Below are 23,393 nucleotides of genomic sequence, written 5' to 3'. Positions count from 1 at the left end.
GTAGTCCATAATTTGATAGGGTCTATACTCTGCCCATCCCAAAATTCAATCAATCATCCTTTAAAACTTCCAGGGAAACCAAGTCTATTTTGGTGTTCGAGACCTCAAGTACGGTAAACTTATAGTTTTGCACTACAATTTCTGCCGCACTTTCCGGAATTTTCCCTATTTGATGGACCAAAAGTCCACCCAGTGTTTCGAATTCGTCCCCAATGGGCAGTTCCAATTTATAGTTCTCGTTTACATAATCAACCTCCAATCGTGCCGAAAACAAAAAATTCCGTTCATCTATCTGTTCTTCCTTAAGATCGGTGGTATCATGTTCATCCTCAATTTCACCAAAAAGCTCCTCTACGATATCCTCCACAGTCATCAAACCGGAAGTTCCGCCATATTCGTCAAGAACCACGGCCATGCTCTTTCGCTTTTTGATAAGGACATTTAGAATATCTTGAATAAGCATGGTTTCCGGAACGAACTCTACGGGCAGGAGTATACTTTTGATCGTTTTTGGTTTTTTAAAAAGTTCATAAGAATGAACATAACCAATTACATTATCAATGGTATCCTTAAATATAAGAATTTTGGAATATCCCGTCTCCGTGAACAACTTGGCCAAATTTTTAGGTGTTTCATGAATTTCCACGGCAGTAATTTCCGTCCTTGGAACCATAACCTCACGGGCCTTGACCTCGGCAAACTCAAGGGCATTCTGAAAAATCTGGATTTCAGAATCTACCTCGTCTTCCGCCTCTACGGTTTCCATTTGCTCCGTGATATAATCGCCCAATTCCAATTTGGTAAAGGCCAATTGCACTTCGTCCCCAGATGTACGAAAAATATATTTTAGAATAATGTCAGAAATATAAATGACAAAATCAGAAACGATACTAAATATCAAATAAAATATATAGGCAGGTATGGCCAACATTTTCAAAAGACTGTTGGCATAAATCTGGAACAAAACCTTTGGCAAGAACTCTGCTGTGATGAGTATTACCAAGGTGGAAATAATGGTTTGGGACAACAGGCTAAAATCCGTTAAAAAAATCCTGAGAACCTTATTTTGAGTATTCATGCCCAAAAACCAATTCATGAGCACCTCTCCCATAAAAAGTCCATACACGACCAAGGCTATGTTATTGCCAATGAGCATTGTGGCTATAAATTTGGAAGGCCTTTTTGTAAGACGGGTTAGCACTTTTGCAAGAAGACCGGCCTGTTTCTTCTCAATTTCAATATGAATCTTGTTCGCGGAAACGAAAGCGATTTCCATTCCTGAGAAAAAAGCGGAAAATACCAAGGAAAGTACAATAATTACAATACTAGTTTCCACCACTACTTGTTATTATCCTTAGCGCGTTGTTCAAACTTTTTGCGATAGTTCCTTCGGAAAAAGAACATTCCTATGGATATTACCGCGAAAAAAATAAAAAGATAGGCCATGCTGCGATCCGTATTCCAATCCGTAAAAATTCTATAGATTGAAAAGGCAGCCACGATTATATACAAATACTCCGTATATCTTAAAATTTTAATCATCTTTATCTTCTTTAATCAACATTAGACCAAAGGTTTTATGGGCGTTCAAAAAGGTAAGGTCCTTCTTTATATCCATTCCCTCACCGTCCATAACGGTCCCATCCTCCGGGTTTGTAAACTTAAACTTTTCTTGGGTAAATGCCCACTCGTTTTCCTGGTCGTAATACAACTGTGGAGCTTCCAATTTTTTACCATCGTGTCCCTTGATTATCACATTTCCCTGAAGGTCGATTATAGCCGTTGCCGTGTAGTAAATTCCGTAATCTGCCTCAATGGTCGTTCTTTCATTCCGTTCATTAAAAATTTCAACCAATAGTCCTTCTGGAAAGGTCTGATGGGGGAATGCCAAATTCTCAAAATCATTTCGCAAGGGCCCCGATATAACGGCCAGTACCTTAGAAGCACCCGTATCCTCCGCGCTTAGGTTCTCTTGCATCTCCGTATAGGTCAGGACAAAATTTTCAGCGACCCCCTGTGGAAAAATCTCCTTTTTGGCTTCTTCCCCTACCCGTTTGTAATTATCCTTACATGAAAAAAAAAGCATTGCCATGGAAACCATGGCAATGCCCGTACATATTTTCACAGCATGTATTGTCATTTTATAATGCTGGTACCTTAATGCTGCCGCCCACCCAACAAGAGAAGGATACGGTTTGCCCGGCCATCCCAGAACTAAAGATCATTTCCTTGGTTGGTGCCTTGGCATTGTAACTTGTAGCAGCCTGGCTTGCCCTTCCACTTAAGGCGGGGTCTACCCTACCTGCCTGTCTGGCCATGTCCGCAGCTTTCCAATAAATGGCACGCTTCTCAAAAGGAGTGCTTCCACATTCATTGGCACTACCGGCATATAAACTAGCAATCAACAAGTAAGCCCTACCGTTTGCCGGGTTGGCATCAATCGCTTTTTGTGCATAGCTTCTTGCGGTCGACCTACTCGATTTCGTATAACTAGTGGCAATTTTATACGCAATATTTGACTTCTTTTTAGCATCCGTTTCCAATTCCAATGCTTTGTTGTAATCCGCAACAGCACCATTGGTATCGCCACTGGATTTTTTTAAGGAACCTAAGTAAACATAAGTATCCGCAGAGGGATCGAGTTGTGCTTGAACCTCAACCAACTTTTTGAACATTGGGTCTTCGGTGCATTCTTTACTGTACATTCTACCTACGGCTGCCTTTACCCATTTTACATCACCCTTCTTTTCCTCAAAACTTTTTTCGTACAATGGAATCAGATTCTCACAATCCGCCAACTTACCTAATTTGGAATCTATACTACCGGCAATTTTACCGTAATTTTCAGAATACGAATTATACACCTTTAAGGACCTTTTCTCTTTCGAGGTCAAAGTACCTGCTTCTTCCTTGGGAAGTAATTTGGCAATATTATCCGTCAACTTATCATTTTCTTCGTCGATTTTTGCGGTTACCTCATCGTAAACATCAAAAACTTCCTGTAATTCCTTTTTCCCTGCATCGTGTAAGTCTACCAAGCTTGAGAAATAAAGGTACAAAGCCTTCGGATTGGTAAAATTGTCCCTATCCTTGGTAAAGGCCTCTGATAACATTGCATACATTTCCGAATCACCGGCCATTTTGTTATCATACTTAACCATAGCTTTGTCCACCATGGTTTCCCCTTCACTGGTTTTGGAAGAAAAATGAACCAACTTATTGTCGTATAGCCCCAAAAGCTCATTGATATAGCCTTCTTTCTCCGCTCCTGAAGATTTTTCTATTTTATCATTCAGAATACGCTCTCCATAAACATAAATGGCATTATTCAATTGAGGACAGGCTTCATATGTCTTTTTCCATGGCTCATAGGCCGCTTCATAGTTTTTTACCTTTGCATGCTCTGAAAATATGGACAAGTTCGTCATACATTCAGGATTTTGCGCCTGTGCATTACTTACTCCCATCATCCCAAGGAACATAATTGCCGTGAAGTAAAGTTTAGTTTTCATCTTTCTAATTTTAAAAGTGGTTAATGTACTAAAAATATATCAATTAATCTTTCGTTTTTGGAACCATCGATCGTTTAAGGATAGGCCTATGTTGACCTTAAAGTAACTCTCCTCTATCAAATCTGCCCTAGTGGTTCCCCTTCTTCCCAGTTCAAAGCCAACATTAAGATTGGAAAAACTTCGTCCCAGTGGTAACCCTAAACCAAAAGTTATGCCAAAATTATTTATGTCCACGTCATTGACCACCATTCCGGTCCTATCCAAACGCACCCCAGCCCTATACGTAATCCTTTTAAGATAACTATCGAACGACCTCGCATCCGGTGTAAGGAAGCCTCCCAAAGCTAATGAACTGGCATCGTTATATTGTATGTTGGTTGTCCCCAAAAAAGGATTTTCAAAAGAGCTCAATCCTTGAAAGCTGTATTCCGCACCCAAAAACCATTTGAAATCCTTACCATAACCCACTCCCAATGTTGTAGTAGTAGGAATTTTAAATTCAGTATTCCTCAGGTTATTGGCATCCAAATTAACATCTATATTTTCTATGTTGCCTCCGTTGGCCACTGAAAAAGAACCTATGTTCCGATTGTTCCTCGAAACAAGATTCCCTTGGGTATTTACACGCACAGAGGTATGTAAGGTATAATCTTCTTTAATCTGTGGGGTATACAAGAGGGCGTATTTGAAATCAAACCCATTTATTTGCGAAGATCTTCTATCAAAAGTGCCAAACTGAACATCCTCTATTTGTTGGAGCCTTTCATTGGACAAGGTTCCATAGTTGTAATTTATGGTCACACCCAAACTTACATCCTTGATTATTTGATATCCAATGGAATAATATACCCTGGTCACATCGCCTTCGCCACTAAAAATATTGGTCAACGTCTGGCCATTGTCAGCACCTTCATCTACAAAATTATATCCTACGGAAGAATAGGGCATAATCCCGAATCCCATTCCCAGCCCTTTGCCCAAACTGAAACCCAGGGATAAATAATCCAAATTGGTCAAGGAGCTACTTTGCTCTTCGGTAAAACTTTTAAGTCGCACCTGTTTGTTTGAAATGCCCGCCGTGTAGACCACCAAGCCTACTTTGTCCATGACATCAAGGCCCAACTCACCATAGGCCGCCGGGTTTTGTAAGTTCAGGTGAATGCTATCCGTATACACCCCTATATGACCCATCATTTGGTTTTCAACCGTTGCCGAAGTCCTTAAGTCACCAATACCGAAAAACGAATAGGGAGAAACAGTACCATTTTGAGCGTACATGCCCGCTGAGGCTATGCACACTATTGCAATTACAATTTTCTTGATCATTTAGTGCTTGTTGTATTCCAGCAAATAATTAAGTCCCTTTAGCAGGAATTTGGAATCCGCAAAGATGGTATTTTTTAGTCTTTTAGACAAAAAATGAGTATCACCCCCTGTTAAAATAACTGTTAAATCTTTAAATCTGGTTGCATATTGATCAATAATTCCGTCCAATTCGGCACAGACGCCGTTAACGACTCCGCTATGCATACTGCTGTTTGTTGTATTCCCAATCAAGTCCAAAGGGGCCTCTACTTGCAGAAGTGGCAAGGCCGAAGTCTGTTGGTGCATGGCCCTATATCGCATTTCCAACCCCGGTGAGATGGCCCCGCCAATATACTCACCAAAATCGTTCACCATATCATACGTTATACAGGTACCGGCATCGATGACCAAGGTATTCCTTTGGGGTGCATGATAAAATGCCCCCGTAGCCAAGGCGATTCTATCTATACCCAAGGTCTGGGGCGTTGCATAACTGTTTTTGAAGGGTACTTTGGACTGGTGGGATAGCACATGTACCTTGCAGAACAATGTCAGAACGTTCCAGTATTTTTTGTCCGTAGCACCTACCGATGCATAAATCGCCTTGTCAATACTAGAATACGCCTTAAAAAGTTTTTTCACCCTAGTGGCAAATTCCCCTAACTTGAAGCGCTCATCAAAAACAAGGGTCTTATTGTCGAAAACTGCAAATTTTACAAAGGTATTCCCAATATCAACGACTAAATTCATGCTGTAAAGTTATAAAACGGAATGGCTTTATGAATAAAAACACCCATGGAACTACCTTAATTTTGGCACTAGCCATAAATACGCCATGGCCGATAAAAAAATCAGAAAAAACCAAATTGGCGGTATCCTGTACGGAAGATATTTTTCTTTATAATCCGTAAAGGAAGTATCGAAGAATCGTTTGTTCCGTTTTAAAGTGTTTTGGCTGGTCAACGAACTCCAGTTCCCTTCCTCCATCACATAAAAATTTTTGGAAACCGTAGTATCCAAATCCGATACCAATTCATGCCATCCCTTTTCCTTAGGATAAACAGTTCCTTGCCATTCATCCGCCACTATGGTATTTTTTAGAAGAGGTACTCTGTAATGATTGTCCAAAACCACTGCAGGGTTTTCTTCCGAAGTAAAAAACGAAAAATCGTAGGGTTCATTAACAAATGCCCAATTGTATTCCGACCGAAATGCTCCCATATTCTGGGTTTGTTTCCGAAGTCCGTTGATCAAGGAAGTCCAAATTTCTTTGTATTCTGCCTGCTTACCGTCCAGCAGCAATTCATATGTATTCTTTAAAGAAGTTGTTCCGATTTGGCCTAGGCCCAATCGTTTGGAATTTCCATAATTTCCGATAGCCATTTCCATAAGTCCTGTGGCTGGGAAGCTTACCGGATATTTTTCCAGCAACGGTTCTGCTACAACCCCTACTTTAAGGGTGTTTTCAGTATCGGGCTGGATTTCAAATGCTCCCAGATTATTTTTAGACTGAAACCGATTTTCCGTTTGTTGCACAAAAACACCGAGTCCGTTCTGCTGTATCGCTTCGGTCAAAACTGTTCTTTCCGAATTGCTAAGCATGTTTAACGATAAATCATCAAAAATAACCAGATCAAATGACGCCAAGTTATCCGAATTCAATGAATAAATAGGTTGGCTTTCCGTATTGAAATATTCAAATTTGTACTTCTGTTTGGTAAGTTTTGTTTTTGCGATGACCCGATGCCCTTCTTCGGATAAAAAATTCTTTAAATACTTGGTTTCAAAGGAGGGAAATTCATTGACCATTAAAATCTTCAAAGGGGCCTTCGTTTTCACGACTACAGGTAATGGCTCGGTATTGTATACAGTATCGCTACTGTCCTTTTCTTGTAGGAAGAAAAGAAACTTTCCACTTGCTTTTAAGTTGGTCTTTAGCGTAAATCCTTGTTCTTCCTTATTTAAGAATACAATGGAATCCAATGGGTTTCCACCGGGCCCATGGAGTATCAGCTTGCTTTGCGGAATAGGATTTTTAAAAAGTCCCTCCACGGTCAATTCATCCCCGACCATGACCTCTTGATCATACTTCAATTGTAGAATTCCATCTGATACATCCTCTGGCAAGAATGAAACGGAACTTTGCTTAAACTGCCAAAGATCATAATCCCTAACGCCGTATCCTGTTATCAGTAATCGATCAATGGAATCCAATGATGATGAAAGGTTCATTCCCGGTGTATAATCTAAAACAGAAATCTTACGGTTGGTTCTTTTTATACTATCCAAGGTTTCCTTTTGATATCCATCGGTCAACAAAACGGCCTCGCCCTTAACTTTTTGCAGGTAGGTGGGTCTCAAAACTAACAGTGATAAACATAGAACAGCTACAAAACCCATGAAACTATTCAAATAGAAACGCTTATCCGCCCTACCGTTCCAGCTCTTCCAAACAAATATGCCCCAAAGTAAAATAGCCGTTAAAACCACGACCGTGAACCATTCAATATTCTCAAAAGACAGGTTACTCCACATCCAACGCTTCTATAAATAGATTGTTCAATTGATTATCATAACGCCCATCCTTGTATGGCAATCTTTGCCTTTTAGGTAGGACTTGATACAGACCTTTTAGGGCACTTTTCAATTGCTGTTCAGTACTATTTTCAGATTGGGACAACCATTTGACCATTTGAAGGGTCTCCAAATAGCTGCCCGGCTCTTCTATGGCCTTTCGCGCCAGTTCGTTCCCCGCTTTATTGAACAGTTCCCGATCGGCTTTGGTAATTTTCATATCCGTATCCAACAAAATTTCTAGACGTGCCACCGCGTTTCGTATGCCTTCGTAAAGATCTTCGTTATCCAGCGTTTCGTCCTTGGAAAAATTCCCTATTTCCTTTAGGTCACCTGTAAGGCGCTTGTCCTCTTTTATAGGAGGCGGATCAAACCCGATTCTATGCACGTAAATGCGCGCGCTGTTCTTTATTTCCTGTATCAGTTTTAAGGCCTTGTACTGATAGGGCAGGGATTTTTCCGGTTGAAAAAGTCGCAGATACAATTCGGCATCCCACATCTCTGCCATAGCCTGCTTTAATTTGCTCTTTAAGGACTGGGCGAACAGGGTGGATGCCTCTGGGTCCTCATGATTGTGCACATAGGCTTCTAAGGGGTTTTCTTCGTCGCCTTCATTAGCATGATCTTCATGATCGTGTTCCTCGGCAACTAGGTTGTGCTCATTGGACCCATCATGGTCATGGGTATACTCCGCTAAGGGGTCTTCTGCCGTCACGGTTTCAACTTCAGTAACCACCGGACCACCCTCGCTTTCATCGCCCATAAACTCACCATATTTTATACGAAGGGCCTTTTGGTCAAAGCCCAGCTCATTGCTCCTAAAGTTGAACTCCTTTGTTTCAATGACCGGTTTGTCCGCAATCAATTTTTCCGTGTCGATAATCAATTGGCGTTGGCTCCTGAAATAATCGGGCATAAGATCGGCTCCCAAAGTACCTTCTACGGCAAATTGATCTGTTACGGTATCCTTTATGACCGAAAAGAATGTTTCCGTCCTGGAAATATTTGGTCTAGGCTGTTTGTTGTCAATAGCCTCCACATAAAAATAGAGTTCATCTCCCGGTTCCATTTTCAGCTCTCTTAAATTGAGGGTCTTGCTGAAATCCTGACGTTTTGTTCCATGACTCAGTTTTGTATCAAAGCCCAACCGCTCCTCCCTAAACTTAACGGATTCCCCACTTCCTTTGCTCACCGTGGCGATAATGGCGACATCGGTCAGGCCAAAATCATCCTTTAATTGTGTAGTAAAAGCCAATTTTTGGGGGCCTTCAAAGTCAAAAGAGCTGAACTGCGGCAAACCCTCTATTTCTATTACGGGCGGTTCATCCTTATAGGCCTCCAAAGCGAACAAATCGGATAGATAGGCCTTGCCCAGTGAATCCTGAAATTTGATAGCATAAAAATTGGCATAATCGACCACCATGGTTTTTGAATAGGAATTATTTCTAAAATCCATGCGGAGCGAATCTTCACCGATCTGTATTTGTACCCCTTTCAAAGGTTGGTCAAAGGCGATGTTCCAAGATACCCTAGAGCCCTCCAGGACACGCAAGTTCATTTGGGTCGTAAATTCATCGGGCATTTGGGTGTAGTTTGGATAGGCAATGTGAATTTCCTGTTTGCCAATTTTTGGGGGTATCATTTCATTATTGACAGCATCCAATCTCTTAAAATTCACCACATCGGTCCCTGGTATCTGTGTCGCAGTATGATCTATTTGAAAAACACCCAAAACATGGAGTAACCAAGCTCCCAAAACAGCGATTAGTGATAATCCGGTTATAGGCAGGAGGGAATTTTTGAAGCGGATCTCCCTTTGATGCCTTTTAAGGGTTTCACCTGCCCGTATCCGTTGAATTTTGGACAAGAGGGGCAATTCGCTTTCATTTGCCAATATCAGTGCCGTACTATATTCCATAGGTGTAATGGTTTCATCTACACGGGAACAGATATGCTCAAGGGTGTATTTCCAAGGTTTTACATAGAGCATGGCAACCAAAAGCACTCCTACAAAACAGGCCATTGCCACCATTGCATTTGAAAAGAGAAAATACGTGGACATACCGGCGGCAAAGCCCGTTACGAGCACCTCGGCACCCCTGATCAACCGCCATTTATTCAATGCCCTACGTAAAATTTCCTTAGGCTCCCTCATTGCTTCCTTAGTTTAGCAAGTATTCTCTCCGTTACCAATACCAGAACAATGGGCAACCAGATCCAAGGGGAAATATCCATGTTTTTGGGGCGTTGTTGTCCAATCTCTTCATTGGAAAAATTGGTGGCCATTGCTGCCTCCTGCACTACACGCCCATCCCAAGCGTTCATTTTTTGGGATACCGTATCATTTGGTAGCAGTATGCTTGCCAAGGCATTGGTCAGATTGCCTTCCAGGCTATTCTGTATGTTCAATTTTCTTGTAAGGTGGTACCTATTTTTGAACTCCGTTTTTTCCAATAATGAACTGGCCAAGGAATCCTCTACCATTGCTATCGTGGGCTGTTTGATACTGGGCACTTTATCGCTCCGCAACCAAATCAATAGATCCAATGATTCTTGTTCCTCAAACTTCACCGCGCTGTCCAGTTTTTGCTGACGGATCGCTTGCTTACCATATTGCCCAATGGCCTTTAGGGAAGCCGAAAAATAGTGCATCTCCTTCGAATGTGCCTCGTCATAGGCTATGAGCACGTCGAGGGTGTCATTTTTTACAAACGGAATTTTAAAGATTCTTCCCGATTCCTTCCACCCAAGGGTATCCCTGTCCATGGAAACTATCCGGCTATCCGTATTGGTGAAGGTCTCTATTTTCAAATCTGTCAAAAGGGAACTACTAGTGACTTGATACAATTGAACAGAATCCCCAACGTTCCTGGCCGCTATGGTTTCGTCAATCCTATGTTCATTTTCCAAAACGACCCAACGAACCTTCTGGGCCAACAAGGGTCTGGCGCCTTGTATGCCTTTAACAAGTCCCTTTGTAAAGACCACAAAACTATCGGAAGGAACTTCGTGTAATTTCTGGGCAAGTTGCCAATAGTGAACCGTTTCCTGTGGGTTCACCTCAACCCCAAATTCTGGAAAACCTTGGGAAAACCATTTCACATTGTTTTGGGGAAGGGAATCCAAAAAGGACATAAACCCTGCTTCATCTGCCAATGAAGGTTCAATAAAATAGGTAATTGGTGCTTTTGGGGTATTTATTTTCCATCTAGGTTCTGCCATGGATATTGTAACCAGAGCCAATAAAAGCATTCTCAAAAGGAGTAATAACAGCTCATTGAGTTTGATTTTTCTGGATTGCTTGGTATCGAACTCTTTAAGATATTTGACACTTCCTACTTTTATGGTCCTTACGTCCCCCCTGTTCAACAAATGTATAACCAACGGAATTGCCAAGGAAAAAAGAGCCCAAAGATATGTAGGTTGCAGGAACGTCATTTATTTCAAAGCGATTCTTTTCTTTAAAAATAATTGTAGTGCCTGGGCTATTGGGCTGTTCAAGCTGAACAATTCATAACTGATATTGCGGGAAAGGAATTCGTTTTTAATTCCCGATAAATTTGCTTCCAAGGATTTTAGATAGGCATCTTTCGCACTTTTAGCATCTACCTTCACTCTCTTTCCAGTTTCCAAATCCTCAAAAACCAATGCCCCGGCATACTTGAATTCAAGTTCGTTTTCACCAAGTATTTGCAATACCACCACTTCGTTTCTGGAAGTCTTCAGATTTTGGATCCAATGGGTCAATTCGATACCCGATTCATGCATGTCAGTAATAACGAACAATAATTCCTTTTGGGTTCTTTGATGGACTTTTTCCAGATCTTCAAGATTTGCGGGCCACGCTCCCCCCACCTTCATTTCGATCAATTCATATATAATCCGATTATAATGTTTCTTGTGCGCTGCCGGATAGACACTCTGTAATCCGGAATTGTTAAGCGCATAAAGCCCCACCATATCGCCTTGGTTATGGGAAAGATAGGCCAGCGATGCGACGAGCACCCTTACAAAATCGATTTTCCTAAGGCCCGCTTCCTCGTGTAGCATGGAGGCGCTGGTATCCACAATGAACTTTACGTTGACCTGGGTGTCAATATCGGCCTCCTTTATATAATAGCGTCCAGACCGGGCCAACATTTTCCAGTCCAAAAGGCGCATATCATCGCCGGGTTGATACCCGCGATACTGACTGAATTCCTGCCCAGGACCAACACGTCTACTCTGATGGGAACCAGACATAAAACCATCAACAATGACCCTTGCGATCAACGCTAAGCCAGATACACTGTTGATTATTTGAGGTTGAAAAAGTTCCCTGTAGTCGGTCTTCAAAGAGAAACTATTTGAGGTTTAATTTGTTCCAATAATTCTTGGGTGACCTTGTCCGAATCTATGCCTTCGGCCTCTGCCCTAAAGTTCACGATGACCCTATGTCTCAAAACCGGGTAGGCAACATGTTTTAGGTCCTGTATGGTAACCGAAAAGCGGCCTTCCTGCAAGGCTCTGGCCTTGGCTGTCAAGATCATGGCCTGACCTGCCCTGGGTCCTGCGCCCCAACCTACCCACTGTTTTACAAAATCGGAATTGGAGGTTTCAGGGCGTGTGGCCCGCACCAAATCGCTTACGTAACCTATAAGATCATCGCTGATATATACCTCACGGACCAGTTCCTGCAAGCGGATGATTTCCGGTCCACTGATGATTTTTTCCACTTTGGGCCGATGGGTGCCCGTGGTATTTTTTAAGATCGTCTCTTCTTCTTTTGCTGACGGGTAGCCAATCTTTATATAAAAAAGAAAACGATCCTGTTGCGCTTCGGGTAGGGGAAACGTACCCGATTGTTCAATGGGATTCTGCGTCGCCAAAATAAAAAAGGGTCGGTCCATTTCATAGGTCTTCCCGGAGTACGTCACTTCAAATTCCTGCATGGCCTCCAACAAAGCGGCCTGGGTCTTTGGAGGGGTCCTGTTTATTTCATCGGCCAAAACGATATTGGCAAAAATGGGTCCCTTGTTGAACTTAAAGAATTTTTTGCCCGTGGAGTGGTCTTCTTCTAATATTTCGGTGCCCACGATATCAGAAGGCATTAGGTCTGGGGTGAACTGAATCCTGTTGAACTTTAAGTCGATTGCCTGGGAGATTGTTTTGATCAATAGGGTCTTGGCAAGTCCGGGCACACCTTCCAAAAGGGCATGGCCACCTGCGAGAAAAGTGATGAGCATATGCTCTATGGTTTCCTCCTGCCCCACTATGACCTTTCCTATTTCCTTTTTCAGCAACGGTAGTTTATCCGTCAATTTCTTTACTTCCTGTTCCGCCGCCATTAAATTTTTATCCATGTACTTTTCTTAAGATGTTAGTGCATACATTACAATGTTGACCCCAAACCGGGTATTGTCGTTCTTGTACCACCTTTTATTTCTAAAATCATAATCCCATTCACAGCCATAATCCTTATTGCTATACAAGACCCCTATTCTTCCGTTGACCTCGATCGCCTTTAGGTATTCATGAACCAAATCGTCTCCCCAACCGTTCAATTCTTGGGAAGTAGTAGGAGGCCCATCCTCAAAATCAAAAAAGATGGTGTACAGTTCATGATCGTTGGGAAGTTTCACCAAAGCATCGTTCCCGAACAGCTCCCCCATTTGCCGCTCAAAGGATTTTGCAAAAAGCCCATCGATGTCATGGTTACAATCGTCCACAAAGACAAAACCGCCATTATCAACGTACTTTTTAAAGTTTTCCCCTTCCTTTTTTGAGAACTGCACCAATTTATGGCCAGATAGATAACAAAAGGGACATTTGAAAATATCATCACTGGCCAAGGGAACTATATTCTCTGCGGTATTAACCTGCAGGGTCGTATACTCGACCAAGGAATTGAGCAGGTTGGAGGGCATTCGTTGGTCCACATCCCAATCGCCGGATTCATATTGTAGTCGGGTAAAGAAAAAATCGTTGCTCAACTTTGGTTCCACTTTTAAAAAACTACCTCAAGGTTCATTCCCGTACTCGCAAAAAGAAAAAACTGGCTGCCTTCCGATAAAATAGGGCAACCAGCTTTTTAACTTGTAAGCTTTATACGGCATCTGACAAGCTCGTAAAGGTAAAGTCCCTGATTTTCATGTAGGGAATCAAATTACCATTGATACGGACCTGCTCTCCCAAGGTTTCCAAATTATTCAACATAATGATCGGGCTTTCATTAAAGCGAAAGTTCTTCACCGGATACTTTATTTGACCGTTTTCAATATAGAACGTTCCATCCCTTGTAAGTCCGGTATACAATAAAGTTTGGGGGTCTACGGTACGGATATACCACAAACGGGTAACCAAAATGCCTTTCTTGGTACTTTTGATCAAATCCTCCAAGGAAGCATCGCCCCCGCCCATAATAATGTTATTGGGAAACGGTACTGGTTCCACACCCTGTTCCTTGGCCCAAAAACGATCATAGGCCAAATTTTTGACCACACCGTTTTCAATCCATACTGTTTTTCTCAACGCCTGGCCATCCTCGCTCCAAGTACTTGTAGGAACTTCAGGGTGCAACGGATCGGACCAAAGACTTACTCTTTCGTCCACGATTTTATCGCCCAATTTGGTCCCACCACCTTCCTTGGACATGAAACTTCGGCCTTCATCCGCTGTACGGGCATTTAGGGATCGGGCCATATTACTGATAAGGTCCTCTGCCGCGGCAGGTTCCAAGATAACCGTGTACTTTCCAGGTTCTATGGCCTTTGCTTCCCTGGACATGACCGCCTTGTCGATAGCTACCTTGGATGCTTCGGACGCATCGAACTTACCAATATCGTTGTAATCCCTGGATACCCAACCGGAGCCTGTTCCGTCATTGGTACGCATGGTGACCGTAAAATCTACATTGGACGATTTGTTGTAGGCAAAAAGCCCCTTGGAATTCAACATGGCGTTAAAACCATAGGAATCGTCCAAAAATCCAGCAGCGGTAACATCCTTTGCTGCGGCGGGTTCAATACTGTCATTTGCTACTGATGCCCTGTATTCTGGGGTGATGTTTGCCGTTGCTTCCACAAAATTTATGGCCTTGTCGTACGTTTGTTGCTCCAAGGGCTCCATAAACTCAGGATTCTCCGGGGAAAGTTTTGCCAATTCCTCAGCTCTTTTCACCACCTTTTCCAAGGAGGCATCATCAAACTCATCGATGGTCGCCGTTCCAGATTTCTTACCAAAACTGGATTGTACCACCAATGATTGATTGGATCTATGACCTGCGGTGGAAACCGTATTCCTGGCGTAGCGAATATTTCCGCTCTCCTCTCCACTTAAATTTATTTCACATGTATCGGCCGTGGAAAAGCTCAACGCTTTTTCCATTATTTGTCTAGCCTCTTCTTCTGTATATATTGCCATTTTCGAAATTTTGTATTAGGTCTGGTTTAAATGGTACGACCCGTGTTGATTACATTGATATCGTCAAACCTTGTAGTAGAACTACCATGGGATACGGCACTCACCTGTGAAGGTTGCCCTTTTCCATCAAAGAAGGACCCGAACATACGGTAATCCCCCTCATCACAAATCTTGGAACAGGAATTCCAAAATTCCTGGGTATTGGATTGATAGGCCACATCGTTCAACATGCCTACGATTTCACCATTTTTAATTTCGTAGAATACCGTACCCCCAAACTGGAAGTTGTATCGTTGCTGGTCAATGGAATACGAACCACGCCCGGCTATATAAATTCCCTTTTCTACATCCTTGATCATATCCTTAATAGAATATTTTTCCTTTCCGGCCTCCAAGGAAACGTTTGGCATACGCTGAAACTGTACATCGTTCCAACTTTGGGCGTAGCAACATCCGTGCGATTCGTTTTGGTCGATGATGTTCACCTGATCACGAATGGCCTGATAATTGACGAGGATTCCATTACGGACCAAATCCCATTTTTTGGTCTTCACACCTTCATCGTCATACCCTACGGCACCCAAACTGCCCTCCTGAGTCTTATCCGCAACCAGGTTGACGATATCGCTACCGTATTTGAAGTCGCCAGACTTCCATTTATCCAGCGTGGCAAAACTGGTACCCGCATAGTTGGCCTCGTAGCCAAGAACGCGGTCAAGCTCCAAGGGATGCCCTACGGATTCATGTATGGTTAGTCCCAAATGATTGGGCTCCAATACCAGGTCGTATTTTCCTGGATCCACAGATTTGGCCGAAAGCATTTCCTTGGCCTGTTTAGCCGCCTGTACGGCATCCTCAACAATATCATAACTTTTACTATACAGCGTAATTCCGGCGGGACCCTCTAGTTTTTCCGAAGCAAGTCCGTCCATATATTCATAGCCCATACCCATGGGTGCGCTCATGGCCTGGCGAGTCTTGAATTTCCCTGCCTCCCTATCTACGGCCGTAACGCTAAATGTGGGCCAAATACGATGTACGTCCTGGTCTATATAAGATCCGTCCGTCGAAGCAAAATATTTTTGCTCATTTACCATAAACAAGGCAGAGTTCACAAAGTTGGCACCATTTTCCATGGCCGCGGCATTGGCACTTAACAACAAGTCGACTTTTTCCGAAACGGGTACATCCTTAAAATCCTTTGTCAATGGAGTTTTCCAAGACACCTCCCCGTGTGCCTGGACCGGAGCCAATTTTACGGGTTCCTTTTGAATTTTGGAATTCGCCTTGGCAATGGCTACGGCCTGCTGGGTCGCTTTTTGGATTCCGTCCTCCGTCACATTATTGGTAGAGGCAAATCCCCACGTTCCATTGGCGATTACACGTATACCTATACCAAAGGATTCCGTATTTACAACATTTTGCACCTTGTCCTCCCTAGTGAACACATATTGGTTCAGGTACCTGCCAATACGGGCATCCGCATACGTGGCACCTAAGGATTTAGCGGTGTTCAAGGCAACATCCGCCATTTTCTTTTTTAGGAGGACGTCCATCCCCGGTTCCAAAAGCGCTTCTGTTTCAATTACATTGCCCATCATGCTTGCAGGCACTAATAAGGAGGCTGCACCCATGCCGGACAATTGTACAAAGTTTCTTCGTTTCATCTGTTTGAGTTAATTTTTTACTTAGTCAGAATTCCATAAGTCACCATGATCACATAGTGATTTCGATTTTACCTTACTTTAGGAATAGCTTTAAAAATAGGGAATTAAAGATATAAGTGCGATTCCCATTTAGATTTTATTAAGAACATTTTATGAAATTCCTATCATAATCTAAAATTTAATGGGAATATGAAAAATGGTTGGTCGTGGCTTTTGGCACCCTGAATCTGGGCAAAACGACCTCAGAACCAGAAAATTGAAAAAGGCCAAAAGACAAAAGGGTGCTTTTTTTGTTTTTTAGTTGGTATATGTGAAATTTGAAATTATATTTGCAGCCGCATTCCCTATAGCTATAGGGGCGTAAAGGTACCTTAGCTCAGTTGGTAGAGCAACGGACTGAAAATCCGTGTGTCCCTGGTTCGATTCCTGGAGGTACCACTTAACGCAGCGAACCCGCTCCTTCAAGAGCGGGTTTTTTATTTTCCTGATTTTTGGCAAGCTTGATTAATCAAAAAAAAAGGGAAATAAAAACTCAAATCACGTTAAGTTTCCCAAGGATTCAACCCCTATATTACCACCATCCCCACATTAACCGTATCTTGTATGCATTAAACACACTATTTATTTTGATGCTGATACATGATGAAATTCCCGTTGAAACGCTGGAAAGCTTTTTGGCCGAGCGTCAATGGCTGCAACCCGAGGAAAAAATCGAAAAATTGTCAAAAGCGGGTGAGGGAAATATGAACGTGGTCGTAAAAATCAATACCAATCAACGTTCCTTCATTCTAAAGCAATCCCGGGAGTACGTACAAAAGTATCAGGATATTCCTGCTCCCATTGAAAGGATTGCCGTGGAACAGGCCTTTTATATAGCGGTAAGCAATAAAGAACTGCAAGCGCATTTTCCAAGAATTTTAGGTTATGACAAAGACGCCCATTTACTTTATATGGAAGATTTGGGTGATTGCAAGGACATGACCTTTTTGTACCACCAACGGAATGTTGACCAACGTCAATTGAATACCTTGGTCGAGGTACTTTACAAAATACATAGCAGCAAGGCTCCCAAGGATTTTCCAGACAATATGGAAATGCGTCAACTCAACCACCAACACATTTTTGTGTTTCCGTTTATGGAAAACAACGGGTTCTCGTTGGATACCATTCAAAAAGGATTACAGGATTTGGCAGCGCCCTATAAACGGCATTCAAAATTAAAAGGGATCATTGCCGGGCTTGGAAATCGTTATCTCAGCAAGGGCAACACCTTGCTGCATGGGGATTATTATCCGGGAAGTTGGATGTCCAAAAACGAGGAAATCTATGTCCTGGATCCCGAATTTGGTTTTTTGGGTTTCCCCGAATTCGATTTGGGCGTCATGTCCGCCCACCTCATCATGGCAACACATGATGCGACCTTCGTGGATAGTTTATCCAAAACGTATCCCGGTAAACATGACAAAAGGTTGATGGCACAAATAGCCGGTGTGGAAATCACGCGTCGGATTATCGGCCTGGCACAGCTTCCCTTGGAACGCAGTTTAAAAGAAAAGGAATCACTTTTGGCCATGGCCGAAAAACTGATGATGTCTAAATAGCAAACAATATAAAACAATCAATACTTAGTATTTAAAGTTCAAACATGGTATTAAAAAATCAAGACAATCTATGTTGCATTTTAAAAAAATGCATCACTTCGAGTAGATTTTTCGATTCGAATTGAGAAAAATTTTTATCGAGAAGCAGCATTTTTTCAGCGTTTAGTTCTCGATACGATTTTTCGCGCCTCAAAATCACTCGAATTGACGATACATTGGGCTTTTGAGGTGTAATTGTAAATCGATCTTAATTGAATAGTAAGAAGTGTATTCTCTCGATTCGAGATGACAGTCGGAAATTAGTTGACCCTAAAAGAGTATAAGCCTATGAAATATCATCATCCAAACCTAAGTAAATGTATTGTTGCCCTTTCGTTGGTACTGACGTTTTCATGTAAGCAAAACGAGAAGGAAACCCCGCTTATTCCGGCACCGAAAAATGCAGCATATACCTCGGATACCCTGCAACTCTCAAAAGAGGCCTATTATGATAGGGTCTTGGGTGCTTTGGTGGGTTCGGCCATTGGCGATGCCATGGGCGCAAGTACGGAAATGTGGCACCGAAAGGATATTCAACTGAAATACGGCTATATCACAGGACTTACCCCGGCGGAACGCGTGCAGTCTCCGGAGGGCACTTGGGAAAACAACCTCCTTCAAGGCGCCACAACCGATGATACCCGCTGGAAATTTCTTATGACGGAATATTTTACGCAGTTCGAAGGGAAGCCAAATGCAACTTCCTTTTCAGAATTCATCAACGGCTATTACCGGCAACTTACCAAAAACCTTTCCGATACCGGAATAGCCGCCCAAACCGACCTTCTGGACGAAAAAATGGAACAAATCGATTGGATCAAGGAGTGGGCGCGGGTCTCACTGGCGTACCAAAATGGCATGAACGATTATACCCGTGCCCTCAACCGCTTTTATGGTGGTGAAATGTCCTGTGCCGGACAGTTGTATGCGCCCATGTTCGGGCTGATCGCCAACAATACCGAGGATGCCTATGCCCTGGGGTATGAACTTTCCATCTTTGACATTGGCTATGCCAAGGATATTACGGCCAGTGTATCGGCCATGACGCATATGGCCCTGCGCACACAGGATATGGATTCCATTTTAAACGTGGTTCCCTTTACAGATATCGAGGGCTATCAGGACAGCCGTTTGGTTGGCCGTATACCCTACAATATTTGGATGGCTTCCATCAATCAAATTCGGGGTATAAAAAAGATGGTCAAAGCCAGCGATACCCTGACTGAAAAAAAGTCCCATAGGACTGCGATGCCCGTACAGTATCCTGGATCGGCCTTGGAGTGGGAACAACAAGAAACGTCCTATGCCTTTTTGGAAAGGGAGCAAAAAGCCATTCCCTTTCATGCCGGGGAAATCTGGCAAATCCTGATTACCGGACTGGCTTTTGGCGAAGGTGATTTTTTAAAAACGATACAATACATCGTAAACTATGGCCGGGACAATGACACGGTCGCCGCCGTGGCAGGAATGGTTTTGGGTGCCAAGACAGGATACAACAAACTACCAAAGGATATCAAAGAAGAAGTCTTGAAGGTAAACCGTGACAATTTGGGTATAGACCTAGAGGCCATGGCCCAAGAAATCACGGTGTTAAAATACCCCTAATTCCAAATCCGCATCACCTTACTTTCCATAAGGCTGTCGATTTTTATTTCGGTGTCCGAAGTGTTTTCCATGGTGAGTTCCTTATAATCGGCATTGGGAAAGATTTGGTTCGTCATCACGTACTGGCCCTTATTCAAAAAGATTTCCAAGGACGATTGGTCCAACAGCATCCGCACCTCTATAGGGCCCTCAGGTACATTGGGAATGGGCATAAGTTGAATACCATTAACAAATTCCGATTTAAAATCCACCTTCCCGGATTTGGAACGGTCTAACGAAAATATTTTATCCTTTTGATTTACCTGAAGTACCAAACTATCGCCCTCCGGATTGCTAAATATCCATTTGCTGTCCAAAGCCTCCAAATGAAAACGAATCTCAGATTGGTTGCCGAATTTTAGGGGGATTTGGGTCTTTTGTCCCGGTTTTAAGGCCACAGGTTTCTCCGCATAGGAACGCTCCACGATTTCATCAAAATTGGCAATGGGGTAACTATACAGTTCCAAGGTTCCGTTGTTTTTATGGAGCGATAGGTTTCGGGGTATCGTGTTGGCACTTCGCCACACTTCGGTGGGCGTGTCACGGGCATAGTCCCAGTTGCTCATCCAGCCAATGAAGATTCGTTCGTTGTCTGGTGTATCATTATAGGTGACCCCGGCATAATTGTCCCTTCCCCAATCGACCCATTTTGTAACTTCCTGGTCCGTTGTAAAAGTGGTTCCATCAAAATCGCCCACAAAATATTGTGTGCCACTGCCGCCATTTGGGGCACCGGGATTGATGCTTATTAGGAGGACCCATTTTTCCGTATCGGTTCCCTCAACGTTCAATTTGAACATATCCGGACACTCCCAAACACCGCCATGGGCACCTTTGTCCTTCCCAAATTCGCTTACCTTTTCCCATGCCTTTAAATTATCTGATTGCCAAATCTGCAGGTGGTCCCCAGCGACCAATAGCATGGTCCAATTGTTTAGGATTGCGTTCCAAAAAACCTTGGGGTCCCTAAAATCGCGTATCCCTTCATTTTTAATTATTGGGTTTCCATCGAACTTGGTCCAGCTATCCCCGTTGTCCAAACTATAGGCGATTCCTTGTGTCTGATAATCGTTCTTGCCTGCTTTCTCGCCCTCCATATCATGATAGGTGAAAATGGCAACTAAGGGCGGATTTTCTTCCGTTCCAAACCCAGATGTATTGTTGGTGTCCACAACGGCGGACCCTGAAAAAATATAGCCATGGTCATCCGGAAACAATGCTATAGGTTTATGCTCCCAATGTAGCATGTCCTTACTTGTGGCGTGGCCCCAATGCATGGGTCCCCAGACGATATCATCTGGATAATATTGATAGAACAAGTGATAGATTCCCTTATGATATACCAAACCGTTTGGGTCGTTCATCCATTTTTCCTCGGGAGAGAAATGAAACTGGGGCCTATAGTCTTCGTTGTAATAAGAAGTATCTACCGGGTCTTCCTCGACTTCATTTTTTGGGGCTTCCTTACAAGAGTTGAGCAACAAAAAAAACAAAAATATTGGGGTGGTGAACTTTAGCATTTGCAAGATTTTATGATTTGGCCATTTGCGACCTTCATACCTAAAATACTACCTTTGTAGAGATGTCACAAAAAATATTATCATTTCTGATTTACCCTTTCCTATTTCTATTGCAATCCAATGCAATGAGAGCCCAACGTAGCTTGGACAATACCCTGAAATTGTTGAATAAGCAATCCGTACCCTACATCCAACCGGAGAACTTGGAAATGAATGATTCCATCGTCTTATTGGATGCGCGGGAACTAGGCGAATTTGAGGTAAGCCACTTAAAAAATGCCATTTGGGTAGGAAATTCAGATTTCGACCCTGCCAACATGCTGCAAACGATTCCTAAAAAGGACCAACCCATTGTAGTGTATTGTTCCATAGGCGTACGTTCTGAGGATATTGGTGAAAAGCTACAGGAATTGGGCTACACCGATGTAAAGAATCTCTACGGTGGCATCTTTGAATGGAAGAATCAAAATGGAACCGTCTATAACCCAAAAGGCGTTGCGACGGACAGTGTTCACGCTTACAACCGTTTATGGGGAAGATTATTGAAGAAAGGTGTTAAGGTATATCAACCTTGAACGACCAAAGACCTGAAAAAGCTATTTTCCTTAACAACATTAAACACTTCTTACCCTTGGGCATCCTACAGACCAATAAAAACGAAAAGGACGAAAAAACCATAGACTTTACCTTGGCAAACAGCAAGAATTTGCTACTTATCTTTACCAGAAACCCTGAACTTGGCAAGGGAAAAAGACGTTTGGCGGCCACGGTAGGCGACCAAACGGCCTTGGACATCTACAACTTTCTCCTGGACCATACCGTAAAGATCACTTCTGGATTATATGCCGAAAAAATAGTCTACTACTCAGAGGAAATCTGGGAAGAGGACATTTGGGACCAAAGGATTTATACTAAAAAACGACAAATAGGTACCAATTTGGGTGCTCGGATGCTCCATGCCTTTCAGGACGGGTTTTCCCGCGGTTATGAAAAGATTGTCATCATTGGGAGCGATATGTACGACCTTAGCCAAGATGACCTGGAAAGTGCCTTTAGGGTTTTATCCCAAACCGATTTCGTGATAGGTCCGGCAGCGGACGGAGGTTATTATTTGTTAGGGATGAAAAAGCTAAAACCCGAACTTTTTACGGATAAGGATTGGGGAAAGGATACCGTTTTGGAATCGACCCTTTCCGATTTGAAAAACGAAAAAAAAGTACTTTTAGATATCAGAAACGATGTAGATCATTATGAGGACATAAAGGACCATCCGGCCTTTGCCCCATTTTTAAAAAATAGATAAGTATGCAAAAAAAGCAATTGGAAGAATCCGTAGCGCACTTGAGATCAAAGGGTTTTGACAACCCTGAAATAGGAATTGTACTGGGTACCGGACTGGGAAGGTTGGTCGATGAAATCAAGGATCCCATTGAGGCCCACTATAACCATATACCTTTCTTTCCCTTGGCCACGGTTGAATTCCATACGGGAAAATTGGTTTTTGGAACCATCGAGGATAAGAAAGTAGTGGTCATGCAAGGCCGTTTTCACCTCTATGAAGGGTATGATTTCCTAGATATCACCTACCCCATCCGGGTGATGCATATGCTCGGTATCACCAAACTCTTTATTTCCAATGCGGCGGGGGCCATCAACCTCGATTTTAAAAAGGGGGATATGATGTTGATCGAGGACCACATCAACCTACAGGGCGGATCTCCCCTTGCTTTCAAGAACGTGGCAGAATTTGGACAGCGTTTTGTGGACATGTCGCAGCCTTATGACAGGGACATGGGACAAAAATTGCTCTCCATTGCCAACGAACATGGCATATCGTTAAAAACAGGGGTCTATGCCTCCGTCGTGGGCCCGCAGTTGGAGACCAAGGCGGAATACAGAATGTTGAAAATTTTAGGTGCCGATGCCGTGGGTATGAGCACCGTGCCGGAGGTCATTGTGGCCAACCACTTGGGACTGCCCATTGTGGCCGTATCCGTTTTGACCGATGAATGTGATCCGGACCATTTAGAACCTGTCAATATATCGGAAATCATTGCCATTGCCGAAAAGACCGAACCTAAAATGGTAAAACTCTTCCGGGAACTTATCAAACAATTTTAATAGGGGGTC

At 42.9% G+C, this 23,393-nt stretch carries 20 protein-coding genes and 1 tRNA gene; 6 read left to right on the top strand and 15 right to left on the bottom strand.

Annotation, left to right across the window (positions count from 1 at the left end):
* Positions 1-49: 49 nt before the first annotated feature.
* The 14 genes from DZC72_RS08065 to DZC72_RS08000 all read right to left on the bottom strand — a co-directional run bounded on the left by DZC72_RS08065 (position 50) and on the right by DZC72_RS08000 (position 16,459).
* Positions 50-1,336, bottom strand: coding sequence for a hemolysin family protein (locus tag DZC72_RS08065; RefSeq protein WP_125222321.1), 1,287 nt, complete (start codon positions 1,334-1,336; stop codon positions 50-52).
* Between the two features lie 2 nt (positions 1,337-1,338).
* Positions 1,339-1,542, bottom strand: a complete 204-nt coding sequence (locus tag DZC72_RS08060; protein WP_099546844.1) for a hypothetical protein — start codon at positions 1,540-1,542, stop codon at positions 1,339-1,341.
* Entirely contained in the window at positions 1,535-2,140 is a 606-nt protein-coding gene (lptC, locus tag DZC72_RS08055) for an LPS export ABC transporter periplasmic protein LptC (protein WP_125222320.1), read from the bottom strand. The genes DZC72_RS08060 and lptC overlap by 8 nt, the downstream gene beginning before the upstream one ends.
* A gap of 1 nt (position 2,141) precedes the next feature.
* Positions 2,142-3,512 carry a tetratricopeptide repeat protein gene (locus DZC72_RS08050; RefSeq protein ID WP_125222319.1) on the bottom strand — a complete coding sequence of 457 codons (1,371 nt, stop codon included), beginning with the start codon at positions 3,510-3,512 and terminating at the stop codon, positions 2,142-2,144.
* A gap of 39 nt (positions 3,513-3,551) precedes the next feature.
* Positions 3,552-4,838, bottom strand: a complete 1,287-nt coding sequence (locus tag DZC72_RS08045) for a hypothetical protein (RefSeq protein ID WP_125222318.1) — start codon at positions 4,836-4,838, stop codon at positions 3,552-3,554.
* Positions 4,839-5,567 (bottom strand): type III pantothenate kinase, encoded by a 729-nt coding sequence (locus DZC72_RS08040; RefSeq protein WP_125222317.1) that lies wholly within the window; start codon positions 5,565-5,567, stop codon positions 4,839-4,841.
* A gap of 51 nt (positions 5,568-5,618) precedes the next feature.
* On the bottom strand, positions 5,619-7,352 hold the full coding sequence (locus tag DZC72_RS08035) for a hypothetical protein (RefSeq protein ID WP_125222316.1): 1,734 nt from the start codon (positions 7,350-7,352) through the stop codon (positions 5,619-5,621).
* Positions 7,342-9,546: a tryptophan-rich sensory protein gene (locus DZC72_RS08030; protein ID WP_125222315.1), complete on the bottom strand. Its 2,205-nt coding sequence runs from the start codon at positions 9,544-9,546 to the stop codon at positions 7,342-7,344. Before DZC72_RS08030 ends, DZC72_RS08035 begins: the two co-directional genes overlap by 11 nt.
* Positions 9,543-10,829 (bottom strand): BatA domain-containing protein, encoded by a 1,287-nt coding sequence (locus DZC72_RS08025; protein WP_125222314.1) that lies wholly within the window; start codon positions 10,827-10,829, stop codon positions 9,543-9,545. Before DZC72_RS08025 ends, DZC72_RS08030 begins: the two co-directional genes overlap by 4 nt.
* The gene (locus DZC72_RS08020; RefSeq protein ID WP_125222313.1) at positions 10,830-11,726 is read right to left on the bottom strand and encodes a DUF58 domain-containing protein; all 897 of its coding nucleotides are present in this window, start codon (positions 11,724-11,726) and stop codon (positions 10,830-10,832) included.
* Entirely contained in the window at positions 11,723-12,733 is a 1,011-nt protein-coding gene (locus DZC72_RS08015; protein ID WP_125222312.1) for an AAA family ATPase, read from the bottom strand. The genes DZC72_RS08020 and DZC72_RS08015 overlap by 4 nt, the downstream gene beginning before the upstream one ends.
* A gap of 9 nt (positions 12,734-12,742) precedes the next feature.
* The gene (locus DZC72_RS08010) at positions 12,743-13,363 is read right to left on the bottom strand and encodes a DUF4159 domain-containing protein (RefSeq protein ID WP_125222311.1); all 621 of its coding nucleotides are present in this window, start codon (positions 13,361-13,363) and stop codon (positions 12,743-12,745) included.
* Positions 13,364-13,475: 112 nt separating this feature from the next.
* A complete protein-coding gene (locus DZC72_RS08005) occupies positions 13,476-14,792 on the bottom strand; it encodes a TldD/PmbA family protein (RefSeq protein ID WP_125222310.1) in 1,317 nt (438 codons plus the stop codon).
* Positions 14,793-14,818: 26 nt separating this feature from the next.
* Positions 14,819-16,459 carry a TldD/PmbA family protein gene (locus tag DZC72_RS08000; RefSeq protein WP_125222309.1) on the bottom strand — a complete coding sequence of 547 codons (1,641 nt, stop codon included), beginning with the start codon at positions 16,457-16,459 and terminating at the stop codon, positions 14,819-14,821.
* A gap of 365 nt (positions 16,460-16,824) precedes the next feature.
* Here DZC72_RS08000 and DZC72_RS07995 point away from each other — a divergent pair.
* The 3 genes from DZC72_RS07995 (at position 16,825) to DZC72_RS07985 (ending at position 19,704) form a co-directional block, all read left to right on the top strand.
* Positions 16,825-16,897, top strand: a tRNA-Phe gene (locus tag DZC72_RS07995).
* Positions 16,898-17,088: 191 nt separating this feature from the next.
* The gene (locus DZC72_RS07990; RefSeq protein WP_125222648.1) at positions 17,089-18,060 is read left to right on the top strand and encodes a phosphotransferase; all 972 of its coding nucleotides are present in this window, start codon (positions 17,089-17,091) and stop codon (positions 18,058-18,060) included.
* Positions 18,061-18,387: 327 nt separating this feature from the next.
* Complete coding sequence (locus DZC72_RS07985) at positions 18,388-19,704, top strand: ADP-ribosylglycohydrolase family protein (protein ID WP_125222308.1); 1,317 nt, start codon at positions 18,388-18,390, stop codon at positions 19,702-19,704.
* Here the strand turns inward: DZC72_RS07985 and DZC72_RS07980 are convergent.
* Positions 19,701-21,263, bottom strand: coding sequence for a glycoside hydrolase family 32 protein (locus DZC72_RS07980; RefSeq protein ID WP_125222307.1), 1,563 nt, complete (start codon positions 21,261-21,263; stop codon positions 19,701-19,703). The two genes, DZC72_RS07985 and DZC72_RS07980, sit on opposite strands and share 4 nt — an antisense overlap.
* A 125-nt stretch (positions 21,264-21,388) precedes the next feature.
* On the opposite strand from DZC72_RS07980, the gene DZC72_RS07975 reads away from it, so the two are divergent.
* The 3 genes from DZC72_RS07975 to DZC72_RS07965 all read left to right on the top strand — a co-directional run bounded on the left by DZC72_RS07975 (position 21,389) and on the right by DZC72_RS07965 (position 23,384).
* Positions 21,389-21,838, top strand: coding sequence for a rhodanese-like domain-containing protein (locus DZC72_RS07975; protein WP_243641676.1), 450 nt, complete (start codon positions 21,389-21,391; stop codon positions 21,836-21,838).
* A gap of 101 nt (positions 21,839-21,939) precedes the next feature.
* Positions 21,940-22,566, top strand: coding sequence for a TIGR04282 family arsenosugar biosynthesis glycosyltransferase (locus tag DZC72_RS07970; protein WP_243641705.1), 627 nt, complete (start codon positions 21,940-21,942; stop codon positions 22,564-22,566).
* A gap of 2 nt (positions 22,567-22,568) precedes the next feature.
* Entirely contained in the window at positions 22,569-23,384 is an 816-nt protein-coding gene (locus DZC72_RS07965; RefSeq protein WP_125222305.1) for a purine-nucleoside phosphorylase, read from the top strand.
* Positions 23,385-23,393 lie beyond the last annotated feature (9 nt).

Origin of the sequence: Maribacter algicola, from assembly GCF_003933245.1 — a bacterium.
Lineage (GTDB): Bacteria > Bacteroidota > Bacteroidia > Flavobacteriales > Flavobacteriaceae > Maribacter > Maribacter algicola.
This window is presented reverse-complemented; position numbering and strand designations above follow the sequence as displayed.

Coding starts and splice junctions, on each gene's coding strand:
- DZC72_RS08040 (WP_125222317.1), bottom strand. CDS start 5,567: ATGAATTTAGTCGTTGATATTGGGAATACCTTTGTAAAATTTGCAGTT.
- DZC72_RS07975 (WP_243641676.1), top strand. CDS start 21,389: ATGAGAGCCCAACGTAGCTTGGACAATACCCTGAAATTGTTGAATAAG.
- DZC72_RS08015 (WP_125222312.1), bottom strand. CDS start 12,733: ATGGATAAAAATTTAATGGCGGCGGAACAGGAAGTAAAGAAATTGACG.
- DZC72_RS08045 (WP_125222318.1), bottom strand. CDS start 4,838: ATGATCAAGAAAATTGTAATTGCAATAGTGTGCATAGCCTCAGCGGGC.
- DZC72_RS08025 (WP_125222314.1), bottom strand. CDS start 10,829: ATGACGTTCCTGCAACCTACATATCTTTGGGCTCTTTTTTCCTTGGCA.
- DZC72_RS07990 (WP_125222648.1), top strand. CDS start 17,089: ATGCTGATACATGATGAAATTCCCGTTGAAACGCTGGAAAGCTTTTTG.
- DZC72_RS08005 (WP_125222310.1), bottom strand. CDS start 14,792: ATGGCAATATATACAGAAGAAGAGGCTAGACAAATAATGGAAAAAGCG.
- DZC72_RS07980 (WP_125222307.1), bottom strand. CDS start 21,263: ATGCTAAAGTTCACCACCCCAATATTTTTGTTTTTTTTGTTGCTCAAC.
- DZC72_RS07965 (WP_125222305.1), top strand. CDS start 22,569: ATGCAAAAAAAGCAATTGGAAGAATCCGTAGCGCACTTGAGATCAAAG.
- DZC72_RS08060 (WP_099546844.1), bottom strand. CDS start 1,542: ATGATTAAAATTTTAAGATATACGGAGTATTTGTATATAATCGTGGCT.
- DZC72_RS08035 (WP_125222316.1), bottom strand. CDS start 7,352: ATGTGGAGTAACCTGTCTTTTGAGAATATTGAATGGTTCACGGTCGTG.
- DZC72_RS08000 (WP_125222309.1), bottom strand. CDS start 16,459: ATGAAACGAAGAAACTTTGTACAATTGTCCGGCATGGGTGCAGCCTCC.
- DZC72_RS08030 (WP_125222315.1), bottom strand. CDS start 9,546: ATGAGGGAGCCTAAGGAAATTTTACGTAGGGCATTGAATAAATGGCGG.
- lptC (WP_125222320.1), bottom strand. CDS start 2,140: ATGACAATACATGCTGTGAAAATATGTACGGGCATTGCCATGGTTTCC.
- DZC72_RS08050 (WP_125222319.1), bottom strand. CDS start 3,512: ATGAAAACTAAACTTTACTTCACGGCAATTATGTTCCTTGGGATGATG.
- DZC72_RS07985 (WP_125222308.1), top strand. CDS start 18,388: ATGAAATATCATCATCCAAACCTAAGTAAATGTATTGTTGCCCTTTCG.